Here is a 19,876-nt window from a genome sequence, read left to right as displayed (position 1 = left end):
AGCTAAAATCAGCAAAAAATTTAAGGAAAATTATGAAAGTAGCCGATGCGTACTCTATGATTTGTATGGTTTTTGCTAGTAATTTTGCTAATGCAATCACTGATGAAGTAATCAAAAAACTACAGCCAACTTGGATGATAAAAACCCAAAATCTAGAAAATGAAAAGGGTAACGCCCTGCTAGCTAGAGCTTTAATGCACTGCAAAGCTGAGGAGATTGCTGCAGATTTGGATAATTTTAAAGTTGCGTGCTCACTAAAATTTTTTAGGCAAGTTAGCGATGAAGAGATAGAGCATTTGTATAAACAGCTTAACTTTGATAAGCCATTTACTAACTTACGCGCTACCCATGTTTCAAATATGTTTGCTCTACTTGGCGTTATATTTAAAAATAATACAAATGAAAAAACTCATACAATTCTTGGAATGTATTTGGTTGATTTTTTCCTGCCTAGTTTGGTGTTATTTGCTAAATTTCTGCGTTATAATGCCAAAACTCCATATTATCAAGCTATGGGAGAATTTATAATGGACTTTATAAAAACTCTTAAGACAAATTTGGGGTTAAAAATTGACGTTAAATAGTTGGAATTTAATCTATTTAAATATGAACCCAGTGGCATTTAGCCTATTTGGATTAAATATACACTGGTATGGAATTATGTATGTTTTAGCCTTGCTAGTAGCGCTTTGGATGGCTAAATTTTTTGTTAAAAAAGACAAACTACCAATCTCAAATTCGCTTTTAGATAGCTACTTTTTCTGGGTTGAAATCGGCGTAATTTTAGGTGCTAGGCTAGGCTATATCATCATTTATGACCCAAATACCCTATACTATCTCACTCACCCATGGCAGATTTTTAATCCGTTTATAAATGGCGAATTTGTAGGTATTCGTGGAATGAGCTACCATGGTGCTGTGGTTGGATTTATTATTGCGACTCTTCTGTTTTGCTATAAATTTAAGCAAAATATCCTTTTATATCTTGACCTTGTAGCAATTAGTGTGCCATTAGGTTATATCTTTGGTAGAGTTGGAAATTTCTTAAATCAAGAGTTAATTGGTCGTACTACTGATGTGAGCTGGGGGGTAGTAAGTGCGGGCGTATTACGCCATCCTAGCCAACTTTATGAAGCCGTGCTTGAAGGACTAGTGATATTTGTTATTTTATATTTTTACCGTATTTATAAACGATTTAACGGTGAATTAATCGCCCTTTATGCTATGCTTTATCCCATTATGAGATTTATTTGTGAATTTTATAGAGAGCCTGATTTTGGTATTGGGTTTGTCGCATTTGGGCTAAGTATGGGGCAAATTCTCTCTATTATTATGTTTGGCTTTGGTCTTTGGCTATACTTTTGGCTTAAATTTATTAAAAAAGAGAAGCTAATATAGTGGCAATTATATTTGCCGCTATATTGGATTATTATGAATTTACCTATTTTTAAGTGATTCTTTTAATATATTTTTGATATCCTTAGTTATCTCTTCTTCGCTCTCAATCATCTCGTATAGCTTAAATCCAGCCTCGATAATTGCATATAACTCAGGCTTTGTTGTTCGCCATCTTTGTAGTGTTCTAGTAGTGGTGCGTAGTATCCGCGCTTTATCTTGCATTGTGTATTTTATCAAAATAAATTAATAACTTTGTATCCAAACAAAAATTAAAATATTACTTAATAATTGTTATTATAAATTTAAACTTAATGTCTTATAATTCATATTGCTGACTTTACAAAAATGATTAAAATGTTTAAGGCATGGGGCTTGTCGTTGGTCATCCTACTTTAGAACAAGTAGATATGGAAACTTGTCAAAAAGAAATTGTAGACACCGTAAAACCAGAATAATCTTTTCGAACCTAGATTTCTAGGCTTGGTTTTATCCAAATTTATTTCAATGCCTTTCAATTTTGTTTTATAATAATAGCTAAATTTAACTAAAATTCACCGGATCGATATCAGGTAAGGCGCCATAATCTCTAGCAATTTTACTAGCCTTTAATAGCGGAGTATGAGTAGCAGATCGTAAAAGTATCTGATAGCGGTGCTTAGATGCTATCAACTCTATGATGCACTTACCATACCCTACTATCTCTAGATCGGCCATACTCTTTAGCTTGCCTAAAATTTGCTGCATTTTACTCACGGCCTTAGATTCATCTTTATCTTCAATTTTAATACGCAAAAGCCTCATAAATGGTGGATATAGCCCCTCTCGCACAGCCATCTCATCAGCAATAAAACGATCAAATTCATCCATATATTCAGCAAAAAACTCACACTTTAATCCTTGGATAATCACCCTGCCATAGTTAGCACGCCCCGCACGCCCCGCTACTTGCATAGCTAGAGCCAGACTCTTGCTTCTAGCTTGATAATCACTATAATCTAAATGCTCATCAAGCCCCATAATGATAGCAAGGCTAACATTATGATAATCATGCCCTTTGCTTAACATCTGAGTACCGACAATTATATCAATTTTATATTCATTAAAATTTTTAAGAAGAGTTGTTAGTTTTTTTTGTGTAGTAATCTCATCACGGTCAAATTTTGCCACATTTGCAAGCGGAAAATACTCTTTAATCTGAGCGACTAACTCACTAGTTCCAATTTTACGAGACTCTAGCATATCACTATTACACTGAGCGCAAACACTAGGAATCATACAAGCAAATCCGCAGTAATGACATCTCATTGCCCTATTTTTTTTATGTAAGCTTAGGGCAATAGAACAGTATGGGCACTGCATACTTTGGCCACACTTTTGACAAATTAGAAATTTAAAATTCGCTCTAGTTGGTAAAAATATTATTACCTGTTTTTTAGCCTGCAAGGCTTGTGAAATCTCACCTAAAATTAACTCATTTAATCCTGTTGGACTATGATCATAGATATACTCTTTTTGTGATGCGTAAAATCTTCCTTTTAGCCTAAAATTCGGAAATTTAGCATAGCTATTTAGACTTGGTGTAGCACTTCCTAAAATGCATTTTATCCCCATTTTATTTGCAATATAAATAGCTAAATCTTTAGCATTATAGTATGGGTCGCTGTTGCTTTTATAACTCTCATCATGTTCTTCATCAACTACAATTAACCCCAAATCACTAAAAGGCAAAAATAGCGCTGAGCGTGCGCCTGCAATTAGACGAATTTTGCCTTGACTAAACTCACTTAGCAAATTTTGCTTTTTTTTAGGTGTGATTTTAGAGTGCCACACACCTACGCTATCTCCAAAATATGCTTCTAAGCGCTCTTGCATCTGCGGTGTAAGAGAAATTTCAGGCATTAAAAATAATGCTTGCTTACCTAGGTTTAAATACTCACGAATTAAGCTAATATATATCTCGCTTTTACCGCTTCCTGTATCGCCAAAAAGCAAACTAATAGGATTTTTTTTAATAAATTTAGCAGCTTCAAGCTGTAGAGGGCTTAAATTTGGCGCTTTGATAAAACTACACTTTGATTTGTCATAATGGCTAAAAGGTTCAAATAATCCTAATGAAACACCAATTTCGCAGGTATAGTAATAACTAATAAATTTAGCCAGTGTAATTTGTAGCTGTGTAAAGGTTAAATTTAACCGCTCAATAACTGGTAATGTTTTAAAATCTGGCTTTGGTACTGCTTTTATTATACAACCATTTTGAGTTTTATTTCTTAGCTTTATAGTAACTATTTCAAATTCATTTAGCACGCACTGACTTTCATATGTAAGCGGAGCTAAATTTGCACCTATTATGGCAATCTCATAGTAGTTCATAGTTTTAGTTTATCACAAATTTCTTGTGGGCTTAGGCAATTTATAGTAGCATTGCTATCATAGCTAAATCTCACGCTATTATCAAAAACTAAATTTTGATTATCAATACTCCACTTGTGTAAATTTAACTCAGTGAAAATTTGCGAATTTAAAACTGGTTCTTGCACTTTAGCACTAAGTAAAAGAGCGGTTTTTTGGTGAAGAATATTTGCTTGAATTGTAGCTATATCGGTTTTGATTTTGAGTAAATTTGCATCATCTTTACTAAAAAATAGCCTTGGCACTGCTATTGCTAACAAAACACCAAGGATAATAATAACAAATGTTAATTCAATTAAGCTAAATGCTTTTATCATGAGTTAGGGCTTTGTCTATATTGCCAAGAATCGAGCTTAGCTCATTTTTTTGCTCATAATTTTCATAGCACTTTTGAATAAAGGCAGTAAGCAAAGCCTTGATAGTAAGGAGATTTTTATCATCCAAATAGTGTCGTAACTCCTCCTCAAAATAGTCAGCAAATTCATCATCAAGAGTAATATTAAAATCTTTACTAGCTATATTTAAAGAGATTTGTCTCATCGACCAAGCACAGCCTCAACTTGCTTTAATAAATCATCGCTAGCTAGGTCTTGATTTTTTAGCTCCTCTTCAAGCCTCATTATTTGATTTGATTTAGCTTCGTTTTGTGCTTTAACGCTAATTAATTCATTTCTTAAAGCCTCATTAGCTTCGCATACTTCTTCATATTTTAGCATCAGTTCAGTTACTTTTGAAGCTAGATTATTTAAAACCTTTCCGTTTTCTAACATTACAAATCCTTATTTTATGGTGATTAAAATAGATAATTTTATCATATTTTTTGTAAATATGGGCTAAATTTTAGCTATTTTTTAGCAATTTTAGTGTAGGAAATTTAAAATTTTGGTTAAATAAAAAATGGTAAAATCACCAAAAATTAAGGCAATAATATGGACAAATTTGATTTAAATAGCAAATTTTCACCTAGTAAAGACCAGCAAAACGCCATTAACAATATTGTAAACGCATTTAAAAATGGTGCAAAGTATAGCGTATTACTAGGCGTAACAGGTAGTGGCAAGACATTTACCATGGCAAATGTAATAAAGCAGTTAAATATCCCAACACTAATTATGACACACAATAAATCCCTAGCCGCTCAGCTATATAGTGAATTTAAAGGCTTTTTCCCACACAATCATGTGGAGTATTTTATAAGTTACTATGACTACTATCAGCCTGAGGCATATATCCCAAGACAAGATTTATTTATAGAAAAAGATAGCGCTATAAACGATGAACTAGAGCGCCTAAGACTATCAGCTACAGCAAATTTACTCGAACACGATGATACTATCGTGATAGCTAGCGTATCAGCAAATTATGGTCTAGGTAATCCAGCCGAATACAAAGGTATGGTTATTACTTTAGAGCGTGGTATGCAAATTAGCCAAAAAGAGCTACTTTTAAAGCTAGTTGATATGGGTTATAAGAGAAATGATAGCTACTTTGATAGGGCTGATTTTCGTGTAAATGGTGATGTAGTAGATATCTATCCGGCATATTTTTGCGATGAAGCTATTAGACTAGAGTTTTTTGGTGATGAAATTGAAGAGATTTATCACTTTAACGCACTAGAGAATAAAAAAACTAAAAATTTAAATAAATTTATTCTATACGCAACAAGTCAATTTGTAGTCGGAGAAAATCGCTTAAAAGAAGCGATTAAGGGGATTGAGGCTGAACTAGATGAAAGACTTAAATTTTATGAAAATCAGGGGCGAATGGTTGAATATCAAAGACTTAAGCAACGGGTTGAATTTGATCTAGAAATGCTAGCTACCACTGGAAGCACAAAAGGCGTAGAAAACTATGCTAGATATCTTACCGGTCAAAAAGCAGGAGAAACGCCATACTCGATGTTTGATTATTTTGAAATGAATGGACAAGATTATCTAATTATAGTTGATGAAAGCCATGTTAGCTTGCCACAATTTCGTGGAATGTACGCAGGCGATAGAAGTAGAAAAGAGATCTTAGTAGAGTATGGATTTAGACTGCCTAGCGCACTAGATAATAGACCGCTGAAATTTGATGAGTTTATAGCCAAAAAAGGGAAATTTCTCTTTGTCTCTGCTACGCCAAATGAGTATGAAATTCAGCTAGCAAACAATCATATATATGAGCAAATTTTACGCCCAACTGGCCTGCTAGATCCTGAGATTGAGGTAATTAGTAGTGATAATCAAGTTGAAGTTCTTTATGATAGAGCAAAAGCTGTAATAGAACGAGGCGAAAGAGTGCTAATAACTACTTTAACAAAAAAGATGGCCGAAGAGTTAACAAGATACTATCTAGAGCTTGGATTAAAAATCAAATATATGCACTCAGATATTGATGCTGTGGAGCGAAATGAGCTGATACGCGGCCTAAGGCGTGGGGATTATGATATTTTAGTTGGGATAAATTTACTTCGTGAGGGATTAGATCTTCCTGAGGTGAGCCTAGTAGCAGTAATGGATGCAGATAAGGAAGGATTCTTGCGTTCTAAAACTAGTTTAATTCAGACAATGGGGCGAGCTGCTAGAAATGTAAATGGAAAGGTGATTTTATTTGCTAATAAAATTACTAGTTCAATGCGTGAAGCTATTGATATTACCTCCGCACGCCGCAAATACCAAGATGAATATAATAAAGCAAATGGCATCACACCAAAAAGTGCAAGTCGCAATATCGAAGATAGTTTAAAAGAGGATGATACTATAGAGCTTTACACTAAGGCTAAAAAGCTTGAAAAGATGCCAGCTAATGAGCGTGCTAAGATAATCAAGGAGCTAAGAACTATGATGATAGAAGCTGCTAAAAATCTTGAGTTTGAAAAGGCAGCCGCACTGCGTGATGAGATTGCTAAGTTACGACAAATTTAATCATTATAATGTTTATTATTACTAGAAAATAAATAATTTTTAATAATAAACCCTCGCAATGACTAAGCATTGCGAGTAAATTTAAGCTATTAAAGATTTAAATTTAAGCTACTGTAGTAGTCTTAATATATTTTGTTGTACAGCATTTGCCTGACTCATAGCGTAGCTTCCACTTTGGGCTAGTATGTTAAATTTAGAGAAGTTTGCACTCTCGCTAGCAAAGTCTACATCTCTTATTTGAGATTCAGCTGATTTTACATTTACTTGGGTAACTGTAATATTATTTATAGTAGCTACTAATTGGTTTTGTACTGAACCTAGGTCAGCTCTTAGCTTGTCTAGAGTCTTTCTAGCTGCTTCAGCTACATCCACCATAGCCTGGGCACCACCATAAGTATTTACGCCACCGGCTTGAGCAGCTGTACCATACACTGCCGAGAAACCACCAGCAAAGAAGCCCATAGCCTTAGCAGTTTCAAAGCTAATTGTTCCTGAATTCATATATTTTAAATTTACAGAAGCTTGAGCATAACCAGTTGATGCATTAGCAGCGGTTATCATAGCGTCACCAGCAGTAAAACCAGATACTAAGGATATACCACCTAAACCAACTTTAATATCCCTAGCATCTTGGCGAATAAATGTGATTTGACCTAAATAAACCGTACCAGCCGAATGCGCATCTCCAGCTAATGAAGCACCCGTTTTAGCGCTAAATACAGTATTAGCACCAGTAGATGTTGAACCAAGTCTAATAGCTCTACCATCTTTAGCAGCTAAAACTAGATGACCATTTTCTAGGCTTGCTTCTACTCCGGTTTCATCTTTTTTAGCGTTAATTGCTGCAGTTAAAGCGTTGTCAGAATCATTAGCTTTTACGGTAATATTTCCGATTTTAACACCATTAATCATAAAATCTTTAATTGTACCAGCAGCAACCACGCCAAAAATTTGAGTATTATTAACTTCAGCTCTTATACCAGTTTTATCTGATACACCATTCATCATTTCAGCTACAGCTTTTAAACCATCTGTTTGTAATGTTTTTGCGCTAATAGTTTGAAATACATAACCACCCGGATATCCATCGATTCCGCTAAGTTTTACAACTGCATCTTCCATTTGAGAAATATTAGAAGCTACCACATTTTTTAGCGTCTCAAACCTAGTATGCCCAATTGTATTTGAGTTTGTAGCACCTATGCTTACTTTTGCAGTTTCATTACTATAAGCACCTATTTGGAAGTTTTTGTTTGAAAAATTTCCATTTAATAGCTGTTGGCCATTAAAGCTTGTAGTAGTAGCTATCATATCTAGTTCTTCAAGAAGTCTGCTAATATCATTTTGAAGAGCTCTTCTAGAATCAGCATTTTGACCATCTTGTGCTGCTTGGATAGCTTTGGTTTTAATAGTATCAAGAATTTTAATCTGTTCATCCATAGCTTTATCTGCAGTTTGAACAATACCAATTGCATCATTACCATTAGATATGGCTTGACCTAAAGAGCTAGCTTGGCTTTTTAATGAATCAGCAATAACAAGACCTGATGCATCATCAGCTGCTGTTTGAATTCTAAGACCTGAGCTTAGGCGACCAAGTGAGCTAGTAAGCTCTCTATCTGTGATTTGTGAGTTTGCGTGAGCATTCATCGCTGCGATGTTAGTATTTATTCTAAAGCTCATAACTTTTCCTTTGTGTTAAGATTTCCCTATAAAACTTAAATCCATTTAGGGGTTGTTTTTATTATATCGAACCAAATATTAAAAAGTTTATATATGGGGGGGGGATTTTGATAAATTTGAAGAAAATATTGCAAATTTTTTAATAAATTTGAGAAATTTATTAAATTTAGATTAGATATTATAGATTTAGGCTAAGTGATTTTATAATTTTTAGAGTGGAATTTAGATTGGATTAGGTGAGATATTAAATATTATGGGGGTGTAATTAAATTTGTGGGTTTTGGGGAGGTTAATGAGTTGGCTATGGGATAAGAGTGAATTTGATAGTTTTTGGTTTATAGATAATGTTAGGTTTTAGCATTGGATTCACCCTAGCAAGATTGGGTTGTGCTAGGGTGATCACAGCATTTATCTATACCTTAATGCTGCTTGATGAATTTGCCATAAAGCATTTTCTAGTGCCAAATTCATAGCATTCATTGCAATATTTTCACTACTCGTAGCATTATTTAAACCATCAAAACTTTTTTTAGCACTAATTATCTCATTTGATATTACTTTTCCATTTTGGCTTAGTTCTAGTGCAATCTGAATAAATGCATATCTTGGTTGAATACTCATTTCAGTAATATTTAATCCCATTTGCAAACTTGCATCACTGCTTAATTTTAAATGGCAATTGCTATTTAAATATAATACCAGTGCTTTTTTTAACATATCTTTGGGACTAGCGATATATTTTGCATTATTCATTTTTGATACATTTATACCATCTTTTGTAATAATATCACGACTATTGTAACCATCTTGTACTTTGATATAGGCTAAATTTAGCATCAAATCAGCTCTTCTATCGCAAATTTGAGTTGCATTGCTATCGTTATTATATCCCAACTCATAATAGCTTAATTTTGGAGCATCCTTGGCCAAACAACCAGACATCAATACGCCAAAAATCACTGCTAAAATAGTGCTTTTAATCTCTACTTTTAAAGAAAAATTCATAAGGGTTATCCTCCAAATTATTTAAATTATTTTTTATTTGTTCTGCTAAATCATTTAGTTCATCTATGCTTTGCTGAACAGACTTAATAGTTGGCGCTAGCATAGTTTTAAAATCGATCTGACCACTATTTATACGCTCATCGATATTGTTCCATGCAGTATTTATATCGCTAATACTCTTATCTAAATTAGCTGCGAGTCTATCTAGATTAGCACTCTTTAAATCTTGAGAAACAATATATAAATTATCGATAATTCCATCGATTTTATCCAAATTCTTATCGCTTGCGATAACATTCATTAGCGAATTTATTTTATTGATTGAATTTAGCAATTTATCTAAATTTTCTTGCCTTAAGGCTTCATCGATTTTACTAGCAATTTTATCTAAACTTACAGTTAAATTTGCCGTTCTTGAGCCTATTTTATCCAATAAACCCTCACCTAAGCTAATTTGAGCTCTTTCATTTTTATTAAAAATTCTAGCCGTATCGCTACCTTTAGTAATATTTATATAAGCAATTCCACTAATACCTGAGCGTTCTACAATAGCTTGACTATCAGTTTTAATAGGCAAATTATCATCTATACTAAGCCAAATCTCAATCGTTGCTGAGTGTGGATCGCTAAAATATATATCTCTTATATGCCCTACTGGTACACCTATAAATCGTACCTCACCATCTTTTTTAATCCCATTTGGCAGCTCTTTTGTAACTATATAATAATCCCTTGTTTCCTTGCTATTATATCCTTGCATAAATAATAAAAATATTCCAATAAACCCTACAACTAAGCAAAAAAATAGTCCAGCTATAAAATATGAATTTTTATTTTCCATCTCCTACCTCATCAAAAATAGATCTTTTAAAGGATTATCTTTAAATGCTAAAGCCTGTTTTAAATCCCCTTCAAAAGCGATTTTTTTATTATCAACTATCAAAAACCTATCCAAAATATTAAATATACTATCCACATCGTGAGTCACCATCACCACAGTAATCCCAAGACTATCACGCAGCTCACATACTAGTCTATCCATTGCTCTAGCACTGATAGGATCTAGACCGGAATTTGGCTCATCTAAAAATAAAACTTTAGGACTAAGTGCTAAAGCACGAGCTAAAGCTACTCTTTTTTTCATTCCACCGCTTAACTCGCTAGGATATAGACTCATTGCATTTGGCTTAAGACCAACTTTTATTAACCACATTTTAGCAATCTCATCAATGTCGCTTGAGTCAAATTTGCTATACTCTTTTAACATAATTGCAATATTATCTAATACGCTCATATTGCTAAAAAGTGCACCAAACTGAAACATAACACCCATTTGCAGCTTAATATTCTGTTGTTCTTCTTGTGTGGCTCTCCAGATATCAACGCCGCCAATTTTTACACTACCACTAGCTGGTTTTTTTAAAAATATCATAGTTTTAAGTAGCGTGGTTTTACCACTTCCAGATCCACCTAAAAGGCCGTAAATTTCACCGCTTTTTATATGAAAATTTGCTCCTTCATGTATTACTTTGCCACCATATGTAGTTACTATATCTTTACAAACTATCATATTTTAAGCTCTGTATAAATCACTGAAAATAACGCATCTAAAGCAATAATCCAAAATATCGCATTTACCACGCTTTTAGTAGTTAGCTCACCTACGCTACTAGTACTCCCACTAACTTCAAATCCCCTCATACACCCAATCAGCCCTATCATTGCACCAAAAAATGGCGTCTTAAGCATTCCAACAAAAAAATGCCGTAATTCTACACTCTCTTTAAATCTTTGTAAATATTCATAAAAGCTAAAATCTAAATAAATTTTACATACAATCATCTGAGCAAAAATACTAATAGCATTAGCCAAAAATACTACTAGTGGTACTGCAATTATCAGCGCCATAATCCTAGGCATAACAATAAATTTAAATGGATCAAAGCCCATTGTATTCATCGCTTCAATCTCCTCAGTTATTTTCATAACTCCAATTTGCGCTGTATAGCTAGATGCAGAGCGTCCAGCAATCACAATCGCAGCAATAAGCGGCCCAACCTCACGCAGCGTCATAATACCCATAATATCAACTACATAAATACTAGCTCCAAACTGGCTAAGCATACTTGCCCCTTGATAGGCCAATACTACTCCAATTAAAAAACTTGTAAGCCCTACAATTCCTATAGCCCCAAAACCAGCGCTAACTATATGATTAGATAATTCAGCAAACCGAATTTTAGTAGGTTTTTTAATCCCATCTAAAAGTGAAAATAAAAACTTACCCAAAAATATACAAAAATTAATAATATTTAGCCGAATATCAATAAATATTTTGCCAATTTTCTCAAGTGAATTTATACTGCTTGGTTTATAAATTTTTAGCCCTAAAATATCATTATCACGTACTAAAGCAAAGATTTTATCAAATTTATCATTTGAATTAATCAGCTTAAAATCTCCAAAATTTTTTGAGATAAAAATTGCCATCGCATAATCAATATGCTCTAAATTTTCTAAATCTAGCTTATCTATTTTTAGTTTTTTTAACTCTTTTAGTTGGGATTTTGGTGCTTTATAATCCCAAATTCCAATAAGCTTAAGAGTGGTTTTATCTAATTTAAATTTCCCCATTTTAATTGCTTTAAACTCTTAAATCAACCTACTGATCAAAAAGTCCTTTTTCAGACTCACTCATTATATGTACTGGTGGTTTTTTACCAAACATTTTATAAATTTGATCACTTAGAATTCTACCTTTAGCTGTCCTTTGAATATATCCATTACTTAGTAGATACGGCTCTATAACATCCTCTATAGTCCCCTCATCTTCGCTTAGTGCTGCAGCTATAGTAGAAAGCCCAAGCGCACGAGTAGAATAAGCTAAAATATTTAGATATTTCAGATCCATCTCATCAAATCCAAGCTCATTTACCCCTAAGCTATCAAGCGCTATTTTAGCTCTTTCGTGGCTAATTTTGCTCTCATCAGCAACTTCAGCAAAATCACGAATTCGCCTAAGCAACCTAAGAGCGATTCTAGGCGTCCCACGACTACGCCTTGCTATCTCTAAACTAGCCTCTTTACTAGCCAATTTACCTAGTTTATTAGCCGCTAAAGAGATGATTTGAGCTAACTCATCAGCATTATAAAATTGTAATCTAAATTGCATCCCAAAGCGATCACGAAGTGGAGCTGAGATCATCCCTGCTCTAGTTGTAGCGCCTATTAGCGTAAATTTAGGTATATCTATTTTAATCGTTTGAGCTGCTGGCCCACTACCTATGATAATATCCAAGCGAAAATCCTCCATAGCCGAGTAAAGCACCTCTTCAATAGCTGGGCTTAGGCGGTGAATTTCATCTATAAATAGCACATCGCCCTCTTCTAAATTTGTCAAAATAGCTGCTAAATCTCCACTTTTTTCTATCATTGGCGCTGATGTTATCTTGATATTTGCGTTCATCTTAGAAGCAATTATATGAGCCAAAGTTGTCTTACCAAGTCCTGGCGGCCCATAAAACAAGGCGTGATCTAGACACTCACCACGCTTTTTAGCCGCTGCGATAAAAACTTCTAAATTCGCTTTAATCTTATCTTGACCAATATACTCATCAAAATTTGAAGGCCTTAAGCTCACTTCATATTCAGCATCAAAGCTAACTCTCTCAATCTCTACAATCCTATCCAAATCCTAGTCCTACAAATCAAATTTATCAAATTTAGCACCCATTTTTTCATAGTAATACGCCCCGCCTCTAATCTCCTTAACCGCCTTAAATCCATGCTTTTGCAAGAGCTTTAAAGCCTCTTTAGAGCGAGTTGCCGTAGCACACATTAGATAGAATTCATCATCTTTTTTAAAAATATTCTCCACAGAGCTTACAAATAGCGGATTTACCTTGCCGCTTAAATTCGCATAAGTTATCAAATGCGACCCATCTAAAATCCCAAATTCCAGCCATTCACTAGGCAACCTGATATCTACTATTTTGCTATTTGGTATATTCATATTGACTACTTGGAAATTTAATATTTCTTACTTCATCAGCGTAATTTTTCATCGCTTCACGAATCAAATTCGCCCCATCCATATATCTTTTGACAAATTTAGGCCTAAACTCATCATAAAACCCAAACGCATCACTCCACACAAGCACCTGCCCATCACAGCTAGCACCAGCCCCAATCCCGATAGTAGGTACTTTAAGAGCTTTTGTTATCTCTTTGGCTAGATCACTTGGGACGCCTTCTATTAAGACCATTTTCGCCCCAGCAGACTCTAAAGCCAAAGCATCTTCAAGGATGGATTTTGCCTCTTTATCATCCTTGCCAGCGACTCTATATCCCCCTTCTTGGCGTGAGAGTTGAGGCTTTAAACCTATGTGAGCGATCACAGCGATTCCATTTTGATCTAATAGCTTTATTGTAGGTGCTATCTCTTTTGAGCCTTCTATTTTCACAGCATCGCAAAGGGTATTTTTGTAAATTTTCACAGCATTTTTCAAACTAATTTCTGGCGTGATAGTAGAGCCAAAAGGCATATCCACAACCAAAAACGCCCTTTTAGCACCCCTTTGAACGGCTCTTGCGTGATATATCATCTCATCAACACTTATCCCCAAGGTCTCATTAGCACCGCCAAAACTCATATTTAAGCTATCGCCTACTAAAATCATATCAGCATAATCATCAAAAAGCCGAGCAAACAAAGCATCATAGGCTGTTATCATAACGATTTTTTCTCTATTTTTCTTAGCGATTAAATCAGTGATTTTTATTTTTTTCACACTTTTCCTTTAATTTTTTGAAATATTTTACTAAATTTAACCTAAATTTTGTTACAATTTGGCAAAAAATCAAAGAGTAAATGATGGGTTTATTAAAAGAGCTAGAAGCAGATTACGATCTAGACATTATCGAGGACTATTTAACACACTTTGGCGTGATGAATGGATTACTCGATAATCTCATTGTAAATTTGGGTAGGAATGATAAATTTGATGCTAGTAGCTATGAGCTTAATAGAATTTTTCACAATATCAAAACTGCAAGCCAATACTTAGAACTAACCCCAGTAGTCAAACTAACTACACTGGCTGAAGATATCACAGCAAAACTAAAATCTAAGCGTGGAACAGGAGTTACTGCTTCAAATGAGCTTATTGACTGGCTACTTTTAGTAGCTGATCAGATGCAAGGCTATTTAGATGATATAGAAAACGATGAGATATATTTAAGAATTCTAAATCCCAAAATCATCGCTATCCCTAATGAGATATTTAATTAAATTTTAAGACAAATTTGAGTATTATAATTGCCTTTTTATGGGGGTGACTTGGCTTCGACAGGAGTAGTGAGGTCACGGTGGCATGCAGCTTTGGGCATAGCTTAAAAAGCCTAAATAAAATTAAACGCAAACAACGTTAAATTCGCTCCTGCTTACGCTAAAGCTGCGTAAGTTCAGTTGAGCCTTGCTATTTGGCGATACTATCTAGCTAAATCAGCGAGTAATTTTAGATAGTGTAGCTTTGCTATTTGACGAGTAGTAAGGTGAAATTTAGTCTTAGCTTGGCTAGTTGTTTTGGGAAGTGAGCACGGCTAGGTGAATTTTTCACTTCTGCTAAGCATGTAGAGGCTGTGGGTTTGTTATTTTTGGACTGCGGTTCGATCCCGCACACCTCCACCATTTAATATCTTATATCTATTTAAATCCTTTTTTATTTATTCAGTTTTATTGCCTATTTTTCATACTTGGAGAGGGTTTTTTATTGCTGTTTTTTCTCAATTGATTTTGAAAAAATACTATTAATTCTCAAAAAATTTTACTACTAATTAAGTCACTACTATTTTAATAAGTCACTATTGAAGGAGTTGTTATGGCTAATATTTCAAAGACTTGTTTGAGCGATAAGGATATCGAGCTTTTAGAGATAAAAGATAAAAGATATTTTGCTGTTGTGGGAAATCCTAAAGAGCTTGAAATTTATATTAATCCTAAAGGAAGCAAGGTTTTTTCAATTACTATTTATGACAAATATGGCAAAAAACATAAATACAAATTAGAAGAATTTAGAGTTGGGCTTTATAATGCATTTAAAGCTAGAAGAGATGCTATTAAGCTATTAAACAATTTTGATGAATTAGGAAAGGATTTTAATCTATTAAGTGGAACTAAAAAGCATACATATAAAGAGCTATTTATAAAGTATATGGATAAAAAATTAAGATAGATGGCGATAGCAAAGATTATGCTAAAAGAATAACCTTAGTACACGAAAAATACATAATCCCAGCAATTGGAAATAAAAATATCAAAGAGATTAAATATGAAGATTTGGTTGAGATATTAAACAATATTTTTAATCCTAATAATCCTAATAAAAGCAGATTAGAAACTATTTATAGACTTATTTCTATTATGAAAAATGTATTTGCAATCGCTATAAAAAGCAGATATATCAGTTATGATCCAACTTTTGGACTAAGAGACGAATATCATAGCACCGACAATCGTCTCATCTCTTGATACAAAAGTTATAAATTATATGATTGAGATTGTAAAAAGCGCTAAAGATTTTAATGAAAAATTTATTAACTTATATAGTCGTAAATAAGGCTACCACAAATAAATTTTTATCAAATGAACTGGATATATTAAGATCTGATCTAAAAGATATAATAGGTGAAAATCAAGATATATTTTTATTAAATCACCAAATTTCACAAAGAGTGGCGTATAAAAGAGCCATTAATAGTGGCTTATCAATCAGCGAATATAGTGATGAAAAAGCAAAAAATGAATTTGAATGCTTTTATAAAGAATTTGAAAAATCAATTAAATTTAATATAAAAAAAATTAGTTAAGAAAGGATATGTATGGGCTTTAAAGATGAGAATGAATTTCTAAATTCAGCTAGGGGGGATACTAATATTGCTCAAAAAAGAAAGACAATCCCAAATAAAGAAAGAATAGCAAATTTCAAAAGAAAAAAGACAATAACGATATATTTCACAGAAGAAGAGCACCACGATATCAACCAAACAGCATTTAATATGGGCTTTTCTGCTTCAGCTTTTATAAGATATGCTATAAAAGAGAAGTTAGATAACATTAAATCAAATAAAAGCTTTGGGAGCTAAATTTTAATAAAGAGTAGGAAACTAAAGCGAATTTAAGTAATAATCCAAATTTCATTTCTACTCTATTTTATTTAGAATAGACCATTAAAGAAAAATCTCTATTGCTTTTTAAAGATCTATGTATGATGTTTAATATTTCATAGACTAAATTCACTAATATCTTTTTTTACTGGTTTTTTTATCATTAGTTTCATAAACTTTATTTCTATATAAATTTCTAATTTTTTCAAAATCTTCGTGTTCGTAATTATTTTTTAACATTTTTAAGTTATCACTATTTATTCCATTTTTCTTAGCTATTTTTTCAAATTCATCTCTTGCCATCAACATATCAGATAAAATTTCTTTAAATTCGCTTTCATTTATCTCAAAAAATTCTTTTATCCCATTAAATAATTCAATAGAAGGCAAATTTACAAAATCTATAAAATTTAAAGCGTGGCTTTGCTTTGAATATATTATCATATCAGGCGTAATGTCAAATGCTGGACTTAAATTCCAGCTTTTTGTTTCTCTATCATATAAAACGCCGTGATTTCTCAAATGATCATCCGTATTACCAAATAAACCATTAAAAACCATTCTACGAAATAGCTCTTTTTTATTTTTACTATCTAATATAAAAGCCAAATCAACATAGCTTTTTTCATCACTTGTCTCATTATCTTTAACCCCTAAAAGCGTCATTGCTGATTTATATGGTATTCTCTCATTTCCTATCCTATCAAATCTTTCAACTAATAAAGCAGTTCCTTTTATCGTTTCATAAAGTTGTGTTTTACAAACATTGATTTTTGCTATTTTTGCCACTTCTAACATAGTTTGTTCGCATTTTGAAATTTGCTTATATTCATCTTTGATTGATGGAAATTTGGCGATATAAAGTTTGTTATCTTTAATGATGCTAGCCTTTGGTCTAGCTCCACCCAAACTACCGCTTGGAGCTAATAAATTTTTTATATCGCTATCTAAACTTTCGCCTTCTTCTACTCTACTAGCTGATTGGCAAAGTTCATTTATATTGGTTAATTTTGGAATATCAGTTTTTGAAGATACAAATTCTCCATCTCTTTTGATTCTAATAGAACCTACTCTAAAATAATCACTAACCCCAATTAAATATTCACTATTGGTAAGTTCGCTGTTTGATTTTCTTTTTTGGATAAGTCTTCCCCATCTATCAGGACTAATATCGCAAAAGATACCCCAAAGATCTTTTGAGATAAATTCCATATCCTTTAGAGGTAAATTTGGGTCTATTTCAAATCCATTTTTTAACCATTGTTTATCGTATGAAAAATAATATGTTTCGTTTTTACCTATTGCATATACTTTCATTTCTCCAATTTTGGTTTCATTATCATAAATTTCAAATAAATTTTTCATCTTACCTTTCAAATTGCAAATTTGATACCGGGATACCTTTTTATATACATAAATTCACTATATATGCTACTACGTCAAGTGCTTTCATTGTTTACTCTCTTCGCTATCCTTTTTAGTAGTAGATAATTGTATCATAAAATTAGCAATATTTTTCTTTTTAATGGTAGTAGATTGCTTGATAATAGAATTTTACACATAAATGAATTGTTTAAAAAATAACATATAAAATTTTTGTTTTACAATTTTGAATTTTTGATATTTTTTATAAAAATATAATACTTACCCCTTTTCATTTTTCTTTTTTTATAAGAAAGGTCTGATGAAAATTAACCAAATTTTAACAAAAATAAACAACTAATTATATATTATATTTAGTAAATATATAATTAATAAATCAAATAATATAATTTTTAATTTATTTATATTTTTTAATCTATTAAAATATATGCTATAATCTGTGTTTTAATTAGTAGTTAAGTATTAATAAGTTTCAATAAATAAAGTTATTAATTAGGTCATTATTAAAGTTGGATAATCTATAGATATAGTTAAATAGGTATTTTGTAGATATGTAATTAATTCGCACACCTCCACCATTTAATATCTTATATCTATTCAAATCCTTTTTTAATTATTCAATTTTATTGCCTATTTTTCATCCTTGGAGAGGGTTTTCTAGTGCTGTTTTTTCAATTGATTTTAAAAAAATATCATTAATTCTCAAAAAGTTTAGTCATTAATTAAGTCACTATTGAAGGAGTTATTATGGCTAATATTTCAAAGGCCTGTTTGAGCGATAAGGATATCGAGCTTTTAGAAATCAGAGATAAAAGATATTTTGCTGTTGTAGTAAATCCTAAAGGGAGCAAGGTTTTTTAGTTTGCTATTTATGATAAAAAAGATTGAATTAGGCAAAATAAGAATATAATAAAATCAAAGTCTCAATATAAAAGGTTTTACTATATGGATAATATAAAAGATACTAAACAATTATATATTTTTGCTGGAGTAAATGGGAGTGGCAAAAGCACATTTTACATTAATCAGCTTTTAAAAAATTATTTTTATGGTTATAGAGTAAATAGTGATGAGTTAGCAAAGGAATTAGGTAATTACGAAAGCTCATATATACAAAATAAAGCAGGTAAATTGGCTATTACTATGAGAAATAAATTTTTAAATAGTGGTGCTAGTTTTAATCTTGAAACAACACTTAGCGGAAAAGGAATTATCAGATTTATAAAATTGGCTAAAAACAAAGATTATAATATTACGCTTTTTTATATAGGCTTAGAAAATGTTGAAATATCTAAAAAAAGAGTAGCAATTAGAGTAAGCAAAGGTGGACATAATATAGACAATGAAATTTTAGAAAGAAGATTTGGACAAAGTTTTGATAACCTAAAAGAGCTACTTGGAGTATGTGATAAGATCTATTTCTATGATAACAATAGTGAAATTCTAGACGACAAAGAGCAAACCCTATCAAATGCCAAATTAGTGGCAGTTAAGCAAAATGGAGAATTTTTTACTATAATAGATAGTTATGCTAATGAAATTATTAATAAGTACAGAATACAAAAAAGAATATGAAAATATAAATAAACACAAAATTGACTTACTTAGGTGATTTATAATTTATCTTAATTTAAATTTTCATTTCATTGCCTTTATTTTTGGATTTATTTATACTGTTTGGAGTGATTTGATTTATAGGTTTTGTCGGTTGATAAATATTTTGCTGATTTTTATCTCTTTGATTAATATTTTAGAATTTATGCTATTTTGAGCATTATCTATATCTACTCTGTTGTCTGCTTGAGTTCTTTGATAGCTTATATTTGGGCATCGCATATCTCTATAAAAACTTACAAAATATACTTATATTTAACTTAATCTATTGACATCGTAAGAATATATGCTATATAATCCATCATAAAAAT

24 protein-coding genes and 1 other RNA gene are annotated in these 19,876 nt (G+C 32.2%); 10 read left to right on the top strand and 15 right to left on the bottom strand.

What is annotated here, in order from left to right; translation table 11 throughout:
- Window positions 1–32 precede the first annotated feature (32 nt).
- Both CIGNP85_RS00915 and lgt read left to right on the top strand, forming a co-directional pair.
- On the top strand, window positions 33–584 hold the full coding sequence (locus tag CIGNP85_RS00915; RefSeq protein WP_086232354.1) for a hypothetical protein: 552 nt from the start codon (window positions 33–35) through the stop codon (window positions 582–584).
- 22 nt (window positions 585–606) lie between these two features.
- The gene (lgt, locus tag CIGNP85_RS00910; RefSeq protein ID WP_086286735.1) at window positions 607–1,398 is read left to right on the top strand and encodes a prolipoprotein diacylglyceryl transferase; all 792 of its coding nucleotides are present in this window, start codon (window positions 607–609) and stop codon (window positions 1,396–1,398) included.
- Between the two features lie 39 nt (window positions 1,399–1,437).
- Here lgt and CIGNP85_RS00905 read toward each other — a convergent pair whose 3' ends face one another.
- The 5 genes from CIGNP85_RS00905 to CIGNP85_RS00885 form a co-directional block, all read right to left on the bottom strand.
- Window positions 1,438–1,632: a hypothetical protein gene (locus CIGNP85_RS00905; protein WP_086228798.1), complete on the bottom strand. Its 195-nt coding sequence runs from the start codon at window positions 1,630–1,632 to the stop codon at window positions 1,438–1,440.
- Window positions 1,633–1,938: 306 nt separating this feature from the next.
- Window positions 1,939–3,771 carry a primosomal protein N' gene (locus CIGNP85_RS00900; protein ID WP_086286667.1) on the bottom strand — a complete coding sequence of 611 codons (1,833 nt, stop codon included), beginning with the start codon at window positions 3,769–3,771 and terminating at the stop codon, window positions 1,939–1,941.
- A complete protein-coding gene (locus tag CIGNP85_RS00895; protein WP_086233978.1) occupies window positions 3,768–4,127 on the bottom strand; it encodes a type II secretion system protein in 360 nt (119 codons plus the stop codon). The genes CIGNP85_RS00900 and CIGNP85_RS00895 overlap by 4 nt, the downstream gene beginning before the upstream one ends.
- Window positions 4,111–4,350 (bottom strand): hypothetical protein, encoded by a 240-nt coding sequence (locus CIGNP85_RS00890; RefSeq protein WP_086224011.1) that lies wholly within the window; start codon window positions 4,348–4,350, stop codon window positions 4,111–4,113. Before CIGNP85_RS00890 ends, CIGNP85_RS00895 begins: the two co-directional genes overlap by 17 nt.
- A complete protein-coding gene (locus CIGNP85_RS00885) occupies window positions 4,347–4,580 on the bottom strand; it encodes a hypothetical protein (protein WP_086224010.1) in 234 nt (77 codons plus the stop codon). Before CIGNP85_RS00885 ends, CIGNP85_RS00890 begins: the two co-directional genes overlap by 4 nt.
- 159 nt (window positions 4,581–4,739) lie before the next feature.
- On the opposite strand from CIGNP85_RS00885, the gene uvrB reads away from it, so the two are divergent.
- Window positions 4,740–6,716, top strand: coding sequence for an excinuclease ABC subunit UvrB (uvrB, locus tag CIGNP85_RS00880; RefSeq protein ID WP_086286666.1), 1,977 nt, complete (start codon window positions 4,740–4,742; stop codon window positions 6,714–6,716).
- A 108-nt stretch (window positions 6,717–6,824) separates the two neighbouring features.
- Here uvrB and CIGNP85_RS00875 read toward each other — a convergent pair whose 3' ends face one another.
- From CIGNP85_RS00875 to panB, 8 genes are all read right to left on the bottom strand, one after another.
- On the bottom strand, window positions 6,825–8,399 hold the full coding sequence (locus tag CIGNP85_RS00875) for a flagellin B (protein WP_086286665.1): 1,575 nt from the start codon (window positions 8,397–8,399) through the stop codon (window positions 6,825–6,827).
- A gap of 408 nt (window positions 8,400–8,807) precedes the next feature.
- Window positions 8,808–9,404 (bottom strand): hypothetical protein, encoded by a 597-nt coding sequence (locus CIGNP85_RS00870; protein WP_086233842.1) that lies wholly within the window; start codon window positions 9,402–9,404, stop codon window positions 8,808–8,810.
- Complete coding sequence (locus CIGNP85_RS00865) at window positions 9,376–10,245, bottom strand: MlaD family protein (RefSeq protein ID WP_086278051.1); 870 nt, start codon at window positions 10,243–10,245, stop codon at window positions 9,376–9,378. Before CIGNP85_RS00865 ends, CIGNP85_RS00870 begins: the two co-directional genes overlap by 29 nt.
- Before the next feature lie 3 nt (window positions 10,246–10,248).
- Complete coding sequence (locus CIGNP85_RS00860; protein ID WP_086226642.1) at window positions 10,249–10,974, bottom strand: ABC transporter ATP-binding protein; 726 nt, start codon at window positions 10,972–10,974, stop codon at window positions 10,249–10,251.
- Entirely contained in the window at window positions 10,971–12,038 is a 1,068-nt protein-coding gene (locus tag CIGNP85_RS00855) for an MlaE family ABC transporter permease (protein WP_086225165.1), read from the bottom strand. The genes CIGNP85_RS00860 and CIGNP85_RS00855 overlap by 4 nt, the downstream gene beginning before the upstream one ends.
- Window positions 12,039–12,066: 28 nt before the next feature.
- The gene (ruvB, locus tag CIGNP85_RS00850) at window positions 12,067–13,095 is read right to left on the bottom strand and encodes a Holliday junction branch migration DNA helicase RuvB (RefSeq protein ID WP_086286664.1); all 1,029 of its coding nucleotides are present in this window, start codon (window positions 13,093–13,095) and stop codon (window positions 12,067–12,069) included.
- 9 nt (window positions 13,096–13,104) lie between these two features.
- Entirely contained in the window at window positions 13,105–13,416 is a 312-nt protein-coding gene (locus CIGNP85_RS00845) for a rhodanese-like domain-containing protein (RefSeq protein ID WP_086236255.1), read from the bottom strand.
- A complete protein-coding gene (panB, locus tag CIGNP85_RS00840; RefSeq protein WP_086225162.1) occupies window positions 13,400–14,194 on the bottom strand; it encodes a 3-methyl-2-oxobutanoate hydroxymethyltransferase in 795 nt (264 codons plus the stop codon). The genes CIGNP85_RS00845 and panB overlap by 17 nt, the downstream gene beginning before the upstream one ends.
- Window positions 14,195–14,277: 83 nt before the next feature.
- Between panB and CIGNP85_RS00835 the strand changes: the two genes are divergently transcribed.
- The 6 genes from CIGNP85_RS00835 (at window position 14,278) to CIGNP85_RS00815 (ending at window position 16,547) form a co-directional block, all read left to right on the top strand.
- A complete protein-coding gene (locus CIGNP85_RS00835; protein ID WP_086241630.1) occupies window positions 14,278–14,694 on the top strand; it encodes a phosphorelay protein in 417 nt (138 codons plus the stop codon).
- A 39-nt stretch (window positions 14,695–14,733) separates the two neighbouring features.
- Window positions 14,734–15,093: a transfer-messenger RNA gene (ssrA, locus tag CIGNP85_RS00830) on the top strand.
- A 190-nt stretch (window positions 15,094–15,283) separates the two neighbouring features.
- The gene (locus CIGNP85_RS00825) at window positions 15,284–15,637 is read left to right on the top strand and encodes a hypothetical protein (protein ID WP_086241631.1); all 354 of its coding nucleotides are present in this window, start codon (window positions 15,284–15,286) and stop codon (window positions 15,635–15,637) included.
- A complete protein-coding gene (locus CIGNP85_RS08655; RefSeq protein ID WP_442861928.1) occupies window positions 15,628–15,933 on the top strand; it encodes a phage integrase central domain-containing protein in 306 nt (101 codons plus the stop codon). Before CIGNP85_RS00825 ends, CIGNP85_RS08655 begins: the two co-directional genes overlap by 10 nt.
- Window positions 15,934–15,986: 53 nt before the next feature.
- A complete protein-coding gene (locus tag CIGNP85_RS00820) occupies window positions 15,987–16,271 on the top strand; it encodes a hypothetical protein (RefSeq protein WP_086241632.1) in 285 nt (94 codons plus the stop codon).
- 12 nt (window positions 16,272–16,283) lie between these two features.
- The gene (locus CIGNP85_RS00815; RefSeq protein ID WP_086241633.1) at window positions 16,284–16,547 is read left to right on the top strand and encodes a plasmid mobilization protein; all 264 of its coding nucleotides are present in this window, start codon (window positions 16,284–16,286) and stop codon (window positions 16,545–16,547) included.
- A gap of 153 nt (window positions 16,548–16,700) precedes the next feature.
- Here the strand turns inward: CIGNP85_RS00815 and CIGNP85_RS00810 are convergent, their stop codons facing one another.
- Window positions 16,701–17,933 carry a type II toxin-antitoxin system HipA family toxin gene (locus CIGNP85_RS00810; protein ID WP_086252609.1) on the bottom strand — a complete coding sequence of 411 codons (1,233 nt, stop codon included), beginning with the start codon at window positions 17,931–17,933 and terminating at the stop codon, window positions 16,701–16,703.
- A 963-nt stretch (window positions 17,934–18,896) separates the two neighbouring features.
- Between CIGNP85_RS00810 and CIGNP85_RS00805 the strand changes: the two genes are divergently transcribed.
- Window positions 18,897–19,526, top strand: a complete 630-nt coding sequence (locus CIGNP85_RS00805; protein WP_086234254.1) for a zeta toxin family protein — start codon at window positions 18,897–18,899, stop codon at window positions 19,524–19,526.
- A 117-nt stretch (window positions 19,527–19,643) separates the two neighbouring features.
- Here CIGNP85_RS00805 and CIGNP85_RS08300 read toward each other — a convergent pair whose 3' ends face one another.
- A complete protein-coding gene (locus CIGNP85_RS08300) occupies window positions 19,644–19,787 on the bottom strand; it encodes a hypothetical protein (RefSeq protein ID WP_179187317.1) in 144 nt (47 codons plus the stop codon).
- Window positions 19,788–19,876 lie beyond the last annotated feature (89 nt).

This window comes from Campylobacter sp. P0085, from assembly GCF_002139495.1.
In the GTDB taxonomy this organism is placed as follows: Bacteria; Campylobacterota; Campylobacteria; order Campylobacterales; family Campylobacteraceae; genus Campylobacter; species Campylobacter devanensis.
Note: the sequence above shows the minus strand (reverse complement) of the source record. Positions and strands in the feature narration are given on the sequence as shown.

Bases quoted from the DNA above. Each gene is read 5' to 3' on its own strand.
- CIGNP85_RS00915 (WP_086232354.1), top strand. From the start codon at position 33: ATGAAAGTAGCCGATGCGTACTCTATGATTTGTATGGTTTTTGCTAGT.
- lgt (WP_086286735.1), top strand. From the start codon at position 607: ATGAACCCAGTGGCATTTAGCCTATTTGGATTAAATATACACTGGTAT.
- CIGNP85_RS00900 (WP_086286667.1), bottom strand. From the start codon at position 3,771: ATGAACTACTATGAGATTGCCATAATAGGTGCAAATTTAGCTCCGCTT.
- CIGNP85_RS00895 (WP_086233978.1), bottom strand. From the start codon at position 4,127: ATGATAAAAGCATTTAGCTTAATTGAATTAACATTTGTTATTATTATC.
- CIGNP85_RS00890 (WP_086224011.1), bottom strand. From the start codon at position 4,350: ATGAGACAAATCTCTTTAAATATAGCTAGTAAAGATTTTAATATTACT.
- CIGNP85_RS00885 (WP_086224010.1), bottom strand. From the start codon at position 4,580: ATGTTAGAAAACGGAAAGGTTTTAAATAATCTAGCTTCAAAAGTAACT.
- uvrB (WP_086286666.1), top strand. From the start codon at position 4,740: ATGGACAAATTTGATTTAAATAGCAAATTTTCACCTAGTAAAGACCAG.
- CIGNP85_RS00875 (WP_086286665.1), bottom strand. From the start codon at position 8,399: ATGAGCTTTAGAATAAATACTAACATCGCAGCGATGAATGCTCACGCA.
- CIGNP85_RS00870 (WP_086233842.1), bottom strand. From the start codon at position 9,404: ATGAATTTTTCTTTAAAAGTAGAGATTAAAAGCACTATTTTAGCAGTG.
- CIGNP85_RS00865 (WP_086278051.1), bottom strand. From the start codon at position 10,245: ATGGAAAATAAAAATTCATATTTTATAGCTGGACTATTTTTTTGCTTA.
- CIGNP85_RS00860 (WP_086226642.1), bottom strand. From the start codon at position 10,974: ATGATAGTTTGTAAAGATATAGTAACTACATATGGTGGCAAAGTAATA.
- CIGNP85_RS00855 (WP_086225165.1), bottom strand. From the start codon at position 12,038: ATGGGGAAATTTAAATTAGATAAAACCACTCTTAAGCTTATTGGAATT.
- CIGNP85_RS00845 (WP_086236255.1), bottom strand. From the start codon at position 13,416: ATGAATATACCAAATAGCAAAATAGTAGATATCAGGTTGCCTAGTGAA.
- CIGNP85_RS00835 (WP_086241630.1), top strand. From the start codon at position 14,278: ATGGGTTTATTAAAAGAGCTAGAAGCAGATTACGATCTAGACATTATC.
- CIGNP85_RS00825 (WP_086241631.1), top strand. From the start codon at position 15,284: ATGGCTAATATTTCAAAGACTTGTTTGAGCGATAAGGATATCGAGCTT.
- CIGNP85_RS00820 (WP_086241632.1), top strand. From the start codon at position 15,987: ATGAAAAATTTATTAACTTATATAGTCGTAAATAAGGCTACCACAAAT.
- CIGNP85_RS00815 (WP_086241633.1), top strand. From the start codon at position 16,284: ATGGGCTTTAAAGATGAGAATGAATTTCTAAATTCAGCTAGGGGGGAT.
- CIGNP85_RS00810 (WP_086252609.1), bottom strand. From the start codon at position 17,933: ATGAAAAATTTATTTGAAATTTATGATAATGAAACCAAAATTGGAGAA.
- CIGNP85_RS00805 (WP_086234254.1), top strand. From the start codon at position 18,897: ATGGATAATATAAAAGATACTAAACAATTATATATTTTTGCTGGAGTA.
- CIGNP85_RS08300 (WP_179187317.1), bottom strand. From the start codon at position 19,787: ATGCGATGCCCAAATATAAGCTATCAAAGAACTCAAGCAGACAACAGA.